Origin of the sequence: Rubrivirga aquatilis, from assembly GCF_046845665.1 — a bacterium.
Taxonomy (GTDB): Bacteria; Bacteroidota; Rhodothermia; order Rhodothermales; family Rubricoccaceae; genus Rubrivirga.
This window is the reverse complement of record NZ_CP177355.1, coordinates 2,015,084-2,028,569: the sequence shown is the minus strand read 5'-3', so window position 1 is coordinate 2,028,569 and position 13,486 is coordinate 2,015,084. Positions and strand designations below refer to the sequence as shown.

14 protein-coding genes are annotated in these 13,486 nt (G+C 72.9%); 8 read left to right on the top strand and 6 right to left on the bottom strand.

What is annotated here, in order from left to right:
• Positions 1-3: 3 nt before the first annotated feature.
• Positions 4-960 (bottom strand): metal ABC transporter solute-binding protein, Zn/Mn family, encoded by a 957-nt coding sequence (locus ACLII4_RS08735; RefSeq protein WP_412070520.1) that lies wholly within the window; start codon positions 958-960, stop codon positions 4-6.
• 3 nt (positions 961-963) lie between these two features.
• Positions 964-1,638: a metal-dependent transcriptional regulator gene (locus ACLII4_RS08730; protein ID WP_412070519.1), complete on the bottom strand. Its 675-nt coding sequence runs from the start codon at positions 1,636-1,638 to the stop codon at positions 964-966.
• 101 nt (positions 1,639-1,739) lie between these two features.
• On the opposite strand from ACLII4_RS08730, the gene ACLII4_RS08725 reads away from it, so the two are divergent.
• Entirely contained in the window at positions 1,740-2,192 is a 453-nt protein-coding gene (locus tag ACLII4_RS08725; RefSeq protein WP_412070518.1) for a thioredoxin family protein, read from the top strand.
• Complete coding sequence (locus ACLII4_RS08720) at positions 2,189-4,450, top strand: TonB-dependent receptor (RefSeq protein WP_412070517.1); 2,262 nt, start codon at positions 2,189-2,191, stop codon at positions 4,448-4,450. The genes ACLII4_RS08725 and ACLII4_RS08720 overlap by 4 nt, the downstream gene beginning before the upstream one ends.
• A 71-nt stretch (positions 4,451-4,521) precedes the next feature.
• Here ACLII4_RS08720 and ACLII4_RS08715 read toward each other — a convergent pair whose 3' ends face one another.
• From ACLII4_RS08715 to ACLII4_RS08700, 4 genes are read right to left on the bottom strand one after another with little or no spacing between them, the layout of a single operon-like run.
• Positions 4,522-4,884, bottom strand: a complete 363-nt coding sequence (locus ACLII4_RS08715; protein WP_412070516.1) for a copper-binding protein — start codon at positions 4,882-4,884, stop codon at positions 4,522-4,524.
• 4 nt (positions 4,885-4,888) lie between these two features.
• Positions 4,889-5,167, bottom strand: coding sequence for a hypothetical protein (locus tag ACLII4_RS08710; protein WP_412070515.1), 279 nt, complete (start codon positions 5,165-5,167; stop codon positions 4,889-4,891).
• Between the two features lie 4 nt (positions 5,168-5,171).
• Positions 5,172-5,453 carry a hypothetical protein gene (locus tag ACLII4_RS08705; protein ID WP_412070514.1) on the bottom strand — a complete coding sequence of 94 codons (282 nt, stop codon included), beginning with the start codon at positions 5,451-5,453 and terminating at the stop codon, positions 5,172-5,174.
• A complete protein-coding gene (locus tag ACLII4_RS08700; RefSeq protein WP_412070513.1) occupies positions 5,453-6,529 on the bottom strand; it encodes a M20/M25/M40 family metallo-hydrolase in 1,077 nt (358 codons plus the stop codon). Before ACLII4_RS08700 ends, ACLII4_RS08705 begins: the two co-directional genes overlap by 1 nt.
• 366 nt (positions 6,530-6,895) lie before the next feature.
• On the opposite strand from ACLII4_RS08700, the gene ACLII4_RS08695 reads away from it, so the two are divergent.
• The 6 genes from ACLII4_RS08695 (at position 6,896) to ACLII4_RS08670 (ending at position 13,419) form a co-directional block, all read left to right on the top strand.
• Complete coding sequence (locus tag ACLII4_RS08695) at positions 6,896-9,193, top strand: PIG-L family deacetylase (protein WP_412070512.1); 2,298 nt, start codon at positions 6,896-6,898, stop codon at positions 9,191-9,193.
• Between the two features lie 225 nt (positions 9,194-9,418).
• A complete protein-coding gene (locus ACLII4_RS08690; RefSeq protein ID WP_412070511.1) occupies positions 9,419-9,619 on the top strand; it encodes a hypothetical protein in 201 nt (66 codons plus the stop codon).
• 70 nt (positions 9,620-9,689) lie between these two features.
• On the top strand, positions 9,690-10,703 hold the full coding sequence (gene zapE, locus ACLII4_RS08685) for an AFG1/ZapE family ATPase (protein WP_412070510.1): 1,014 nt from the start codon (positions 9,690-9,692) through the stop codon (positions 10,701-10,703).
• 73 nt (positions 10,704-10,776) lie between these two features.
• Entirely contained in the window at positions 10,777-11,676 is a 900-nt protein-coding gene (locus ACLII4_RS08680) for an alpha/beta fold hydrolase (RefSeq protein ID WP_412070509.1), read from the top strand.
• Between the two features lie 44 nt (positions 11,677-11,720).
• The gene (locus tag ACLII4_RS08675) at positions 11,721-12,923 is read left to right on the top strand and encodes a dipeptidase (RefSeq protein ID WP_412070508.1); all 1,203 of its coding nucleotides are present in this window, start codon (positions 11,721-11,723) and stop codon (positions 12,921-12,923) included.
• A 31-nt stretch (positions 12,924-12,954) separates the two neighbouring features.
• Positions 12,955-13,419 carry a hypothetical protein gene (locus ACLII4_RS08670; protein WP_412070507.1) on the top strand — a complete coding sequence of 155 codons (465 nt, stop codon included), beginning with the start codon at positions 12,955-12,957 and terminating at the stop codon, positions 13,417-13,419.
• Positions 13,420-13,486: the final 67 nt, after the last annotated feature.

The window sequence follows — 13,486 nt, the reverse complement described above, 5'->3', positions numbered from 1 at the left end:
GCGCTAGAGGGCCGGGCCCATCAGGCCCTCCACAATGGTCTCGACGTTCGACCGGATCATCCCGATGTAGGACCCCTCGGGCGTGTCGGGGTCGCCGAGGGCGTCGGAGAACAAGCTCCCACCGATCCGCACCTGGGCGCCCCGGTCGCGGACGGCCGCGACCACGGCCTGCAAGCTCCGCTCCGACACCGACGTCTCGATAAAGAGGGCGGGGATGCCCCGCTCAGCCACGAACTCGGCCAGGTCGGAGACGTCGGCGGCCCCAGCTTCCGTCGCCGTCGACAGGCCCTGCAAGCCGCGGACCTCGAACCCGTAGGCCCGGCCGAAATAGTTGAAGGCGTCGTGAGCCGTGACGATCACGCGGCGGTCCTCGGGGACCACCGCGACCCGGTCTCGCACCCACTCGTCGAGCTCCGCGAGCTCCGCGTCGAACGCCGCGAGGTTCGCCTGGTAGACGTCGGCGTGCGTCGAGTCGACGCTCGTGAGCACATCGGCGACGGCCACGGCGACCTCGCGCCACAGGCTCACGTCCATCCAGACGTGGGGGTCGAACGATCCCTGGAACTCGGGCGGAGCGAGCAGCTGCGACGACCGGATCCGCGACGCCACGGGCTCGGCGCTGATCCCCCGCTCCTCGACGCTCTCCAGGGCCTCGCCCATGCGGCCTTCCAGGTCGAGCCCATTGTACAGGACGACATCGGCCTCGACCAAGCGAGCCACGTCGCTCTCGCGCGGGCGGTACAGGTGGGGGTCGATGCCGGGCCCCATGAGCCCCTCGACCTCGACGCGGTCCCCACCGATCTCGCGGGCGAGGTCGGCGAGCATGCTGGTCGTGGCGACGACGCGGACCTCGCGGTCGGCGACGGGCGCGTTGCTCGGCCCGGAGCTACACCCGATGGCGAGGAGCGAGCCCAGGAGCGGGAGGGCGAGGACGAGGAGAGAGCGGCGGGGTTGGGTCATGGACTAGCCGTCGGAGACGCGGTCGAGAAAGATGAACGAGGTGGTAAACGGGGCGACGGCGCTGACGTCGCCAGCGCGGTCGCCCGAGAGGAGGTGCGCAGTCGCCGTGCCGTCGTCGGCGACGGCGTCGAGGCGGAAGCGGACGCCGGGGTACAAGCCCGCCGCTCCGACGGCCCGGAGCAGCGCCGCGTCGTGGTCGCTGACGCGGGCCACGGTGGCTACCTGGCCGGGGTCGAGGCGAGCGAGCGGCAACAGGTCGCGCTCGCTCAAGACAAGATCGGGCGAGGGGATCGGCGCACCGTGAGGATCGTGTGTCGGGTGGCCGAGTGCGGCGTCCATGCGGGCTTCCAGGTCCTCGCTGAGCACGTGCTCGAGGGCTTCCGCCTCGTCGTGGAGTTGGTCCCACGGGACGCCGAGCGCGCGGTGGAGGTAGGTCTCGATGAGCCGGTGGTGCCGGATCGTCTCGACGGCCACCAAGCGCCCCGCCTCAGTGAGACGGGCACCCTGGTACTTCTCGTGGACCACCAGCCCGGAGGCGGCCAGCTTCTTGATCATCCCCGTCACCGAGGCGGGGGCCACGCCGAGGCGGTCCGCCAGCGCGGAGGTCAGGACGGCCTCGCCGCTTCGGCCGAGGGCATAGATGGCCTTGAGGTAGTCCTCGACGGCGGGAGAGGGCATGGGTGCTGAGATTTTTAGGCGAACCGAAACTCGTGACGGCCCTGCGTGTTTAGCCTTTCCTAAACTAGGCACTCCCACCCGACTGCGCCCGTCCCGTTCCCGTGCGGCTTCCCCTTCTTGCGCTCCTCACCCTTCCGCTGGCCGCCGCGCCCGACGCCCAGGCGTGGCGTCCGCTCCCGGAGGCCCTCGCGCTCGCCGAGGCCTCGCAGGTGCCGACCCTCGTCTACGTCCAGGCCGCGTGGTGCGGGCCGTGCCGCCGGCTCGAGCGCACGACGTTCGCCGCCCCCGCCGTCGCCGCGCGGCTGGCCCAGTTCGCGCTCGCCGAACTGACGATCGACGACCACGACCGGCACCACCGCGTCGGGCCGTACCGGCTGAGCGAGGCCGCCTGGGCGGCTCGCCTCGGCGCCGACGCCACGCCCACGCTCGTCGTGCTCGCCCCGGACGGCGCGGTCCTCGGCCGCCACACCGGCTTCCTCCCCCCCGAGGGCCTCCTCCCGCTCCTCGACGCCGCCCTCGGCGCCCAAACGCCGCCCCCTCCTCCCTCCCCATGACTCGCCTCCTCATTCTCGCGCTCGCGCTCGCCGCGGGCGCCTCCGCCCAGACCGTCGAGGGCGTCGTGACCTCGGGCGGCCAGCCGGTCCCCCTCGCGACCGTCCGCATCGTCGACACCGCCCTCGGCACGGCCGCCGACCTCGACGGCCGGTACCGCCTCCGCCTTGCCGAGGCGGGCGAGGTCACGCTTCGCGTCACCGCCGTCGGCTACGTGCCCGCCGAGCGGACGGTGCCCGTCGGCCCCGACGCGACCGTCACCGTCGACGTAGCGCTGGCGGCGGCGACCTTCGACGCGGGGGCGGTCGTGGTGACGGGGACGCTGGAGCGGATGGCCGTCCGTGACTCGCCCGTCAAGGTCGACGTGGTACCGAGCGCGTTCCTGGAGATGACGCCGTCGGCGAATGTCATGGACGCCCTCGAACGCGTCAACGGGCTCTACCAGCAGATCGACTGCGGCGTCTGCTACACGAACAACATCCGGATCAACGGCATCGACGGGCCCAACACCGCCGTCCTAATCGACGGGATGCCGGTGATGTCGAGCCTGGCGACGGTCTACGGGCTCAACGGCATCTCGCCCATCCTGATCCGGCAGGTCGAGGTCGTCAAGGGGCCCATGTCGACGCTGTACGGCTCGGAGGCGCTCGGCGGCGTCATCAACATCCTGACCAAGGACCCCGCCACGGCGCCGACGCTCTCGACGCAGGTGTTCTCGACGACGCACGCCGAGATCGCGGCCGAGGCCGCCGTCGTCCCGCTCCGGGGCCGGACGAGCGCGCTCGTCAGCGGCACGCTCTTCCACGTCGGCGACTACCACGACAACAACGCGGACGGCTTCTCGGACCGCCCGTTCGAGACCCGGCTGGCGCTCTTCGGCAAGGCGACCCGCCGCGACGCGCGCGGGTTCGAGCGGGCCAGCCTCGTCGGGAAGGTCTACAGCGAGGACCGGGCCGCGGGCACCGAGCGGTTCCTCGGGGACGTGACCGGGCACCGCGGGTCGGGCTCGGTCTACGGCGAGTCCATCGTCACGCGCCGCGCCGAGGTGATCGGCGCGCTCACGTTGCGGCCCGACCTGACCCTCCGCGGCTCGGGCGCCCTCCACGACCAGGACTCGTTCTACGGCGACATCGCCTACGCCGCGACCCAGGCCGACGGGTTCGGGCAGCTCGTCTGGACGCCGGCCACCGAGGGCACCGGCCTCGACGGCCACGGGGTCTTGGTCGGCGCCGCCCTCCGCGCGGTCCGCTACGACGACGGGTCGGCGGCGACCGGCCTCTACGACGAGGCGGGGGCGCTCCTCGAGAACCGGCCCGACACGCGCGTCGTGCCGGGCCTCTTCGTGCAGGACGACTGGCGCGTCAGCCCGACGCTCCGCCTCCTCGGCGGCTTCCGCGCCGACTACCAGCCTGGGCACGGGCTCATCCCGTCGCCGCGGGTGGCGGCCAAGTGGCAGCCCTCCGACCGCTCCACCGGCCGCCTCAGCGTGGGCACCGGCTTCCGCATCGTGAACCTCTTCACCGAGGACCACTCGGCGTACACCGGCGGCCGGGCCACGCTCATCCTCGAGGACCTCGAGCCGGAGCGGAGCGTGAGCGTGGCCGCCAGCGTCCAGCACATTTTCGGCGAGCGCTCCCCAGTCACGGTCGACCTCGACGCCTTCTGGACTCGGTTCTCGAACAAGCTCGAGCCCGACTACTCGGTCCCCGGCGAGATCCGCTACGCCAACCTCGACGGCTCGGCGACCACGCGCGGGCTCGCGGCCCAGGTGCAGGGCGTCGTCGGGGGGCTGCGCTACACCGTCGCCGGGACGCTCCTCGACGTGTTCGTGACCGAAGGCGGCACGGCGCGCCCGCTGGAGTTCGCGCCCGACTATCAGGGGACGGCCACGCTCGCGTGGCGAGCTCCGGGGGGCGTCGCCGTCGACTACACGGCGCGGCTGACGGGGCCGATGGCGCTGCCGGCCTACGGGCCCGAGGTGGCGGCGGCGTACGAGGCCGCGACGGGCGCCCCGCTCCACGCTGTGTCGCCGCTGTACACCGTCCACAACGTGCAGCTCACCCGAGACCTCCGGGCCGGCGGGCGGCTGGCGCAGCTCTACGTCGCCGTCGAGAACGTGTTCGACTACCGGCAGTCGAGCCCGCTCGTGGGGTACTACGACGGGACGCCCGGCTTCGGCGCCACCTTCGACACGGCCTACGTGTTCGGGCCGATCGAGGGGCGGCACTTTGGTGCGGGCGTCCGGGTCACGCTGCCGTAGCCCCAGTCCGCGCGGGGTCCGGTGCGGGCGCCAGAGGGGCCCGCCCCGAGAGCCGACCGCCGAGGTCGGGCTCAGTCGGTGCCGCCCGGCTCCATGGACGGGAGCACGATGCCGCCGTCGGGGTCGTCTTCCCCAAGCGTCAGGACGGTGCCCTCGGGCAGCCGCTCGACGTCGAGCACCCGGAGCGAGGCGCTGTCGAGCGTGAGCCGGACGATCGCGCCGGGCGCGAGGTCCGCCAGCAGGTCCGGGGAGAGGACCGACAGCGGCATCTCCATCGCGGGCATCACGTCCGGGATGGCCTCGTGGTCGACGCGCATCGCTTGGCCGTCGTACATCGGCTCCAGGTACACGGCGCGGACCCGCAGGGTGGGCGGCTCGGGCTGGGTGCAGCCAGCAGCGAGCACGAGCGTGGCGACGAGGAGGACCGGGCGCACAGCGTTAGTCCTCGAACTCGCGCGTCAGCCGCTCGACGTGGGCCTCCCACAGCGCGTGGGGGTCTTCTGCCTCGGCCTCGACCAAGCCGCAGTCGCCGCACACCTTGAACCGGAGCGGCGTCCGCACGGGGCCCTTCATCACGCGCGCCGTCGGGTTCTTGTTGACCCCGACGGCCAGCTTGGCCGCTCCGTAGCCCTCGGCGTAAAGGAAGGCGTCGGGGATCATCTCGTCGGAGCCGCAGCGCGTGCAGCGGGGCGTGATCGTGGGGTCGGTCTCGGGCATGGCGTCAGTCGAGGTCGTTGGCGAGGCGGTCGATGTGGGCGTCCCACAGGGCGGCGGGGTCGTCGGCGTAGAGTTCGACGAAGCCACAGTCGCCGCAGACCTGCGACCACGTCCCGACGCGGACCTCGCGCTTGAAGATCACAGCGTCGGGGCGGACCTGCAGGCCCAGTTCGGAGTCGTGGCGGTGGTTGTTCTGTCCCCGGTCCACGACGCGGACGCCGGGGACCATCGCGTCCGACCCGCACTTGAGGCAGCGGGCGGTGATCTCGGCGTCGGTCTCAGGCATCAAAGGATGGACGTACGGAACGTGTCGTCGGCGCGGACGGAGCGCGCGAAGGCCGCCAGCAGACGGGCCGTCGCCTCCACGTCGGCCACGTCCACGGTCTCGACGGTCGAGTGCATATAGCGCAGCGGGATGGAGACGAGGGCGCTCGGGATGCCGCGCCGCGAGGTAAAGATCACGTCGGTGTCGGTGCCCGAGTAGCGGCTCGACGACTCGTGCTGGAGCGGGATCCCCTCGGCCTCGGCGACCTCCATCAGCCGCGCGACCACGGCCGGGTGGTTGACGGTCCCGTGCGTAACCGTCGGGCCCTTGCCCAGTTCGACCGACCCGTGCTTGGCCTTCTCGATGCCCGGCGTGTCGGTGGCGTGCGTGACGTCGAGCACGACGGCCACGTCCGGCTCGATGGCATAGGCGGCCATCCGGGCCCCGTTGCCCCCGATCTCCTCCTGGACGGCGTTGAGGGCGACGACGGTCGCCTTCGCCTTCTTCTTGGCGAGCTGCGCAAGCACCTGCGTCAGCACGAACCCGCCCAAGCGGTTGTCGAGGGCGCGGCCGGCGATGCGGGACTCGGTCAGCATGTCCGCCGCGTCGGTGTAGACGGCCGGGTGGCCGACGCGCAGGCCGAGCGCGGCGACCTCGTCGGGCGACGACGCGCCAACGTCGACGAACAGCTCCTCGACCTTGGGCACCTTCTCGTCGCCGTTGCTCCGGTCGCGGATGTGGATGGCCGTGTTGCCGACGATGCCGGGGACGGGCCCGTTGTCGCCGAGGAACATGAGGCGGCGGGCGCGGGCGACGGCGTGGTCGCTGCCGCCGATCCGGTCGAGGCGGAGGAAGCCCTCGTCGGTGACGTACTTGATGGCGAACCCGATCTCGTCGGCGTGCGCCTCCAGCAAGACGGTCGGTCCCTTTCCAACTCGGGTGGCCCAGGCGTTGCCGTAGGCGTCGCTGTCGAGGCGGTCGGCGTTGGCGCGCGCGCGCGCGGCCCAGAGTCGCTGGCCGGGCGCCTCCCAGCCCGTCGGTGAGGGCGTGCGCAAGAGGTCGAAGAGGAAGGTGCGGTCGTCGTCGGAGAGGGCCATGCGTCGGGGTGTTCGGGGGGAGCCTTGCCAACGTGCGCCCCCCCGGACCGGGTTTCCACCCGCTTGCCCAGGGCGGTGGGTCGCGTGCGGCGGCCGGGGGCCTGCTTGCGGGGCCCGGGGCGCTGCTTGCGCTCGCCGGACCGCCTCCCCCCGCCCGTCGCCCATCGCTGCGCTCGAGGGCGACGGACGGTCTCACGCGTGATGGGGACCGCCTGAGCGGGGGCTGCGGAGGCCGATCCCCACACAGGCGGGGGAGCTGGCGCAAACAGGAGGCCCGCGCGAGCGATGTGGGCGGCGCGAGCAGGTCCGCCTCGGGGATCGCCGCGCCGCGCCCGGCGGTACGTTGCCGGAAACGACCTCCGACCGATGATCCGCGCCCTCTCGCTCCTCCTGCTTGCGGCCTCCGCCTGCGCTCAGACCGCGCCCCCGGCCCCGCCCGCGCTCGACGCCCCCGACCGGCCGCTCGTGGTGATGAACCTCGCCGCCCACCCCGACGACGAGGACGGCCTGACGATGGCGTACTACCGGGGCAACCAGGACGCCGTCGTCTACTCCGTCGTCTACACCCGCGGTGAGGGCGGGCAGAACGAGGCCGGGCCCGACCTCTACGAGCGCTTGGGCGCGATTCGCACGGCCGAGACCGAGGCCGCCGCGCGCATCGTCGGCAGCCGCGTCGTCTACCTCGACCGCTTCGACTTCGGGTTCTCGAAGGCCGCGTCGGAGGCGTTCGGCGAGTGGAGCCGCGCGCGGACGGGCTTCTGGGACACCGACGACGCCATCGAGGGCCCCGAGGCGGGCCGCGACGCGCTCGTCGCGGACGTGGTCCGGCTGGTCCGCCGCCTCAAGCCCGACGTGATGTTCACCAACCACGACACGACGACGGCGTGGCCGGACGCGCAGCACGGCCACCACCAGGCGGTCGGGATCTCGTCGTTCCAGGCCTTCTCGCTCGCAGCCGACCCCAGCTACCGGCCGGAGCAGCTGGATGAGGAGGGCGTCGACCTGTGGCAACCCCAGCGGCTCTTCCTGCGCGTCGGCGGCTTTTCGAGCGGCACGCCCGACGGGTACGACGTGACGATCCCGGTCGCCGACGAGTGCGCCCAGACAGCCGTGCGCCCTGCCGAGGCGTGCGCCGACCGTGCCGTCGCCGCCGCCGGCCAGCACGTCAGCCAGGGGTTCGACGTGTTCGCCCCCCGCTTCCGCCGCGAGGCGACGTACTTCCGGCTGGTCGCGAGCGCGCCGGGCGCCCCCGCGCTGCCCGACGACGCGACGGACCTGGCCGCCGGGCTCGCGCCCAACCCGGCCGCCGACGCCCTCGACCTTGCCACACTGGTCGACGCAGGCCGCGTCCGCCCCGCCGCGCTGGCGGTGTCGTCGGAGACCGTCGTCCCGAGCCGGGAGGTGTTCGTGACGTGGGACGCGCTGCCCGGCGCGACGATCACCGTGTACCCGCCGCCCGGCGCCCCGACGCAGGGCCTGTTCGCCGCCGAGCCCGTGACGGCCGACGCGAGTGCGGGCCGCCTCCGTGTGCCGATCGCGTCGGGCACGACGCCGAGCGCGCCGGCCTACCGCCAGCAGTACGGCACGATGACCGGCGGGGCGCCCTTGCTCTACGCCGTCCGCGACGCGAGCGGGGAATTGGTGGCAGGCGGTCGCCTGCCCGTCCAGATCGTTCCGCCCGCGACCGTCGATCTCGATGCCCAGCCCATCCGGCTCGTTGCTGGCCGCAACGCGATCCGGGTTGACTTGACCGTCTTCGACGCCATGAGCGACACCGTCGACGTGGGGCTGATGGTGTACCGAGGCGACCGGGCCGTGTGGTTCGGCGTCCGCCCGGTCGCCGCGCGCGATGGCGGGACGACGTTCCCGCTCGACCTCCCCGACGCCGCGCCCGGCGCGTACCGCGTCGAGGCCAGCGCCCGGACGACGGGCTGCGGGCTGCCGTGGTTTACCGTCTCCCGCCCCGCCGCCGTCCTGCCCGACGTGGCGGTCGCGCCCGGCTTGCGCGTCGGGTTTGTGGAGAGCTACGACGGCACGACGGCGCGAGCCCTCGAGGTCATGGGCGCCGACGTGGTCGCGCTCGACAGCACGGCGCTGGCGACGAGCGACTTTGCCGGCCTGCACACCATCGTGGTCGACATCCGGGCGCTCTTGGAGCGCGGCGACCTGCGCGAGCACCGCCAGCGGCTCATCGACTGGGTCGAGCGCGGCGGGCACTTGGTCGTCGGCTACCACAAGACGTTTGAGTGGAACAGCGACGGCGGGCTGGCGCCGTTCCCGCTGGCGCTCGGCCGCGACCGCGTGACGCACGAGGAGGCGCCGGTCGCCGTGCTCGCGCCCGATCACCCGCTGTTCCAGTCGCCGCACGCGCTGAGCGCCAGCGACTGGGACGGCTGGGTCCAGGAGCGCGGCCTGTACTTCCCTGCCGAGATCGACGGCCGGTACCGGCGGCTGCTGGCGGTCGGCGACCCCGGCGAGGCGGCGCTCGACACGGCGCTGCTGCTCGCGTCGCACGGCGCGGGCACCTACGTCTACTCGCCGCTCGGGTGGTACCGCCAGCTGGCGGCGCTCGTGCCCGGCGCGTGGCGCACGTACGCCAACCTCGTGTCGCTTCCGCTGACGGACGGACGGGCCGAGCAGAGCCGCGCCACGGGCGACCGTTAAAAAAGCAGCACGCCCCTGCAACTTCGGGCCGGGGATCCCGTCCAGGGCCACACTCCCCCCGGTGATCCCCCCGGACCCGGGCCGCCGGCCTCCTGCCATCCGCAACGAATCGGACTCGCAAGACGCCTGACGCCCGGTCTCCACTGCCCACCCTCTCCGACGCGCAGCGCCCGCTGCCAGCAGGAGGGCGTGTGGGCTGGCGGGATCGCGCACCCTTCCCCTCACATGTTCCACGTCCCCATCCCCCGCCGCTCGTTCCTCGACTCGCCGCTCCGCTCCCGGAGCCACGAGAACCGGCAGCTGAGCCACCACGGCGCCGTCGGCGACTCGCACCTCGGCCACGGCCATCGGCTGGCGCCCACCCGTCCGGCTGTCCCCGGCACCACAGCCACGCAGTCGTCGCACCGCCAGCAGGCACACGCCTAGCCCGGCACCGTAGTCCAGCGGATCGGGGGGCTCGGGGCGCGCGTACGGAGCGGCCCCGTCCCCCCGCTTTGTGCCCACGTTTGCCCCGCCGGCCCGCTACGACGACGCCCGCCTCGACTCCTACGTCCCCCAAACGCCCGGACAGGCCGAGGCCCGCGACAAGGCCCGTGCCTTCGTGCGGCTCGTCCGTGTCCGTGCCGCGCGCCCCGCATGGCTGCGTCTCTTCAAGCGCGACGACGGCTTGCGGGGCGGCCTGTACCTCGTCGGTCCGGTCGGGACCGGCAAGACGCACCTGCTGGCGTCGATCGTCCACGAGCTGGCCGAGCCGCCGGCCGGGCAGGACCCGGTGCCGTGTGCCTACGTCCATTCGTCGGAGCTTTTCCGCGCGACCGAGCCGCCCGAGGCCTGGGCGCAGGCGATTGCCGACCGCGCCCGCGTCCTGTGCATCGACGAGGTAGAGCTCGACGACCCCGCTGGCGAGGTGCGCCTGATCGCCGTGCTCCGGGCGCTGCGTGAGCGCGGCGTGCTGCTGGCGGCGACCTCGAACGCGGAGCCGGAGAAGTTTGTCAGCGCCAGCTTGGGGCGGGACCGCCTGGAGCGGTTCATCTCGGAGGAGTTCGAGACCCAGTACCACGTCGTCTTCGTCGGTGGCGACGACTTCCGCCAGCGGCTCGCGAAGGAGGGCCGCGCGTTCGTCGGGCCGACGGAGGCCGCCCGCGCCGCGCTCCGCGCCGCCTACGACGCCGCTCCAGACCCCAAGCGCTGGCTCGACTTCGACGACCTGATCCGGCTGACGACCGAGACCGAGCGGACCCGCCTCGCCGCCGACCTCGGCTCGGCCCGCGCCTTGTTTCTGGACGGCGTCCGCGTCGACGACACCGACGACGCGCTGCGCCTGCTTCGCGTGGCCGACGACCTGTACGCGCTGCCGGACCCGCCGACGCTGTCGTTCTCCTCCCCCACCGCGCCCGCCCAGTGGTTCGCCGCCGACGGCCGCCTAGGTGTGGAGGCGGCGATCGCCGAGAAGTTCACCCGCACCACGAGCCGCCTGACCGCCTTTGCCGACGTCGAGTTCGTCGGGTGAGGATTCGGGGGACTGGAATCTGGGACCGGGGGCACGGGCTACACCCCTCCCTCTGGCTCGCGTCCCCCTTCCGATGCTCATCCGCCTCGCCGCTTTCGCCCTCGTGTTCGCCCTCGCCGGGTGCGCCCCTTTAAAGCGGTCCGCCGTGGCGGCTGGCGTCGCCGCGCTCCGCGCCGATGCCGGGCTCGATCTCCGTGAGGCGACCGTCGACGGCCGGACCGTCGCGTACCTCGAACGGCCCGGCGACGGGCCCGCCCTCGTCCTTCTCCACGGGTTCGGGGCGAACAAAGACGCGTGGCTCCGTTTGGCGGATGCGCTCCCCGAAGGCCGCCGCTTGCTCGCCCCCGACCTCTCCGGCCACGGCGACTCCCCGGCGGCGATCGGCCCCTACGACACCGAGCGGTATGCGACGGAGGTGGCCGCGTGGCTCGACGCCGTCGCTCCCGGGCCCGTCGACATCGCGGGCAACTCGATGGGCGGCGCCGTCGCCGCGCGGTTGGCGCTGGCGGGCCGTGTGCGGCGGCTGATCGTGATGGACCCCGCGGGCATCACCGGGCCCGAGCCGTCCGGCCTCGACTCGTTGCTGGCGCGCGGCGAGGTGGGGCTCATCCCGACGACCCGGGCCGAGTACGACCGCTTTGTCGACCTGACGTTCGCGCGCGACCCCGACATCCCCGGCCCAGCGCGCGACGTGCTAGCGGCCGACAACGCGGCGCGCGAGCCGTTCCTCCGGGGCCTCTTCCAGAACCTCGGCACCGAGACCGACGCCCTCCGGGCCCGTCTCGGGGAGATCTCGATTCCGGCACTCGTGATCTGGGGCGCCGAGGACCGCGTGCTCAGCCCGTCCGCCGCGCCGATCTGGGCGGAGGGCCTGCCCGACGCGCGGCTCCACCTGCTCCCGGGGGTCGGCCACGCGCCGATGATGGAGGCGCCCGGCGAAACCGCCTCGTTGGTAGCTGACTTCCTGCGGTGACGGGCGAGCGGGCAGTAACCTTCGGCTCCTCTCCCACCCCCGCTATGCGCGTCGCCCTCGTCCTCCTCGCTGCCACCCTCGCCGGGTGCGCCAGCACCGCCGACCGCGCGCCCGCCCCGATGCCTGACTCCCGCGCCGTCGCCCTCACCCGCGACGCCCTCGTCGTCGACACCCACATCGACGTGCCGTACCGTCTCATGGAGCGGTTCGAGGACGTCTCACAGGCCACCGCCTCCGGCGACTTCGACCACCCCCGCGCCGTTGCCGGTGGGCTCGACGTGGCCTTCATGTCGGTCTATATCCCCGCCAGCTACCAGGAGACGGGCGGCGCCCGCGCCTACGCCGACTCGCTGATCGACCTCGTCGAGGGGATCGCCGACGACGCGCCCGCGAAGTTCGCCGTCGTCCGAAGCGCCGCCGACGTGGCGCGCTTGCGCCAGCCGGGACGCGTGCTGCTGGCGCTCGGGATGGAGAACGGGGCGCCGGTCGAGGGCGACCTCGCCTCGCTCGCCCACTTCCGCGACCGCGGCATCCGCTACATCACGCTCACCCACAGCCGCGACAACGAGATCTCGGACTCGTCCTACGACGAGACCGGCACGCACGGCGGGCTCAGCGACTTCGGCCGCGAGGTCGTCCGCGAGATGAACGCGCTCGGCATCATGGTCGACATCTCGCACGTCTCTGACGCGGCCTTCGACGACGCCCTAGAGGTCTCCACCTCCCCGATGATCGCCAGCCACTCGTCGGCGCGGCACTTTACGCCGGGCTTCGAGCGCAACATGTCGGACGAGATGATCCGCCAGCTGGCAGAGGCCGGCGGCGTCATCCAGATCAACTTCGGCTCGTCGTTCCTGCTCAAGCGCGTCCAGGACGACCGCGACGCCTTGCGCGAGCGGTTTGCGGCCGGGATGGAGGCGCAGGGCCTCGAGCCCGGCACGCCCGAGGCGGACGCGTTCCAGGCCACCTTCGAGGCCGAGAACCCGCTCCGCCTGGCAGAGCTGACGGACGTAGCCGACCACATCGACCACGTCGTCGCGATCGTCGGCATCGACCACGTTGGCTTGGGCTCCGACTACGACGGCGTCGGCCCCACCCTCCCCATCGGGCTGGAAGACGTGTCGACGTACCCAAACCTGGTGGCCGAGCTTCTGCAGCGCGGCTACTCCGAGGCGGAGGTCCGCAAGGTGCTCGGCGGCAACACCATGCGTGTCTGGACAGAGGTCGAGCGACTGGCAACCCGGTAGGTAGTTTCCGTGCCGATCCACGCTCGTCGGCATGCGTCTCTACGGATTTCTGCTCGCCCTCCTTACTGTCGCCGGCTGTGCGACCATGGGCCCCTCCACGTCCACCCCGGTCGTGTCGTGCGGCGAGGCCCAGTTCAGTGACGTCCGCGCCCGAACGGCGAACTCGGTCGACCAACCGCCCGAGCCCGTCGGAGGTCTCGCGGCGGTCCAGAGCCGGGTCCGCATCCCGAACGAGGGGCGCCGTCGGGCCACCCCCGAGGGGCGCTTCGTCGTCGTCCGCGCGGTCGTCGACACCACGGGCGCGGTGATGTGCAGCGACGTGCTGTCGTCCGAGACGGCGGCGAAGGGCGAGGCCGCCCAGCGCGCCATCCACGACAGCGCCTTCGTCCCGGGCCACCTCGACGGGACCGCCGTCGTCACCGTTCTCGGCCTCCGACTCGACGTGCGCGGCGAGGGCCAGATCCGCGTGATGACTGGCGCGGAACTGGGAATCTGACCCCGCCCGCCTCGGCGCCGAGGCGGGGGCGGTGGGGTCCGGGCCAATGCGACATCGGGGCGACGCC

What these genes read in the sequence shown, in the direction of transcription:
- ACLII4_RS08705 (WP_412070514.1), bottom strand. Translation starts at nt 5,453, where the DNA reads ATGCCTGAGACCGACGCCGAGATCACCGCCCGCTGCCTCAAGTGCGGG.
- ACLII4_RS08690 (WP_412070511.1), top strand. Translation starts at nt 9,419, where the DNA reads ATGTTCCACGTCCCCATCCCCCGCCGCTCGTTCCTCGACTCGCCGCTC.
- ACLII4_RS08710 (WP_412070515.1), bottom strand. Translation starts at nt 5,167, where the DNA reads ATGCCCGAGACCGACCCCACGATCACGCCCCGCTGCACGCGCTGCGGC.
- ACLII4_RS08695 (WP_412070512.1), top strand. Translation starts at nt 6,896, where the DNA reads ATGATCCGCGCCCTCTCGCTCCTCCTGCTTGCGGCCTCCGCCTGCGCT.
- ACLII4_RS08670 (WP_412070507.1), top strand. Translation starts at nt 12,955, where the DNA reads ATGCGTCTCTACGGATTTCTGCTCGCCCTCCTTACTGTCGCCGGCTGT.
- ACLII4_RS08700 (WP_412070513.1), bottom strand. Translation starts at nt 6,529, where the DNA reads ATGGCCCTCTCCGACGACGACCGCACCTTCCTCTTCGACCTCTTGCGC.
- ACLII4_RS08675 (WP_412070508.1), top strand. Translation starts at nt 11,721, where the DNA reads ATGCGCGTCGCCCTCGTCCTCCTCGCTGCCACCCTCGCCGGGTGCGCC.
- ACLII4_RS08735 (WP_412070520.1), bottom strand. Translation starts at nt 960, where the DNA reads ATGACCCAACCCCGCCGCTCTCTCCTCGTCCTCGCCCTCCCGCTCCTG.
- ACLII4_RS08730 (WP_412070519.1), bottom strand. Translation starts at nt 1,638, where the DNA reads ATGCCCTCTCCCGCCGTCGAGGACTACCTCAAGGCCATCTATGCCCTC.
- ACLII4_RS08720 (WP_412070517.1), top strand. Translation starts at nt 2,189, where the DNA reads ATGACTCGCCTCCTCATTCTCGCGCTCGCGCTCGCCGCGGGCGCCTCC.
- ACLII4_RS08680 (WP_412070509.1), top strand. Translation starts at nt 10,777, where the DNA reads ATGCTCATCCGCCTCGCCGCTTTCGCCCTCGTGTTCGCCCTCGCCGGG.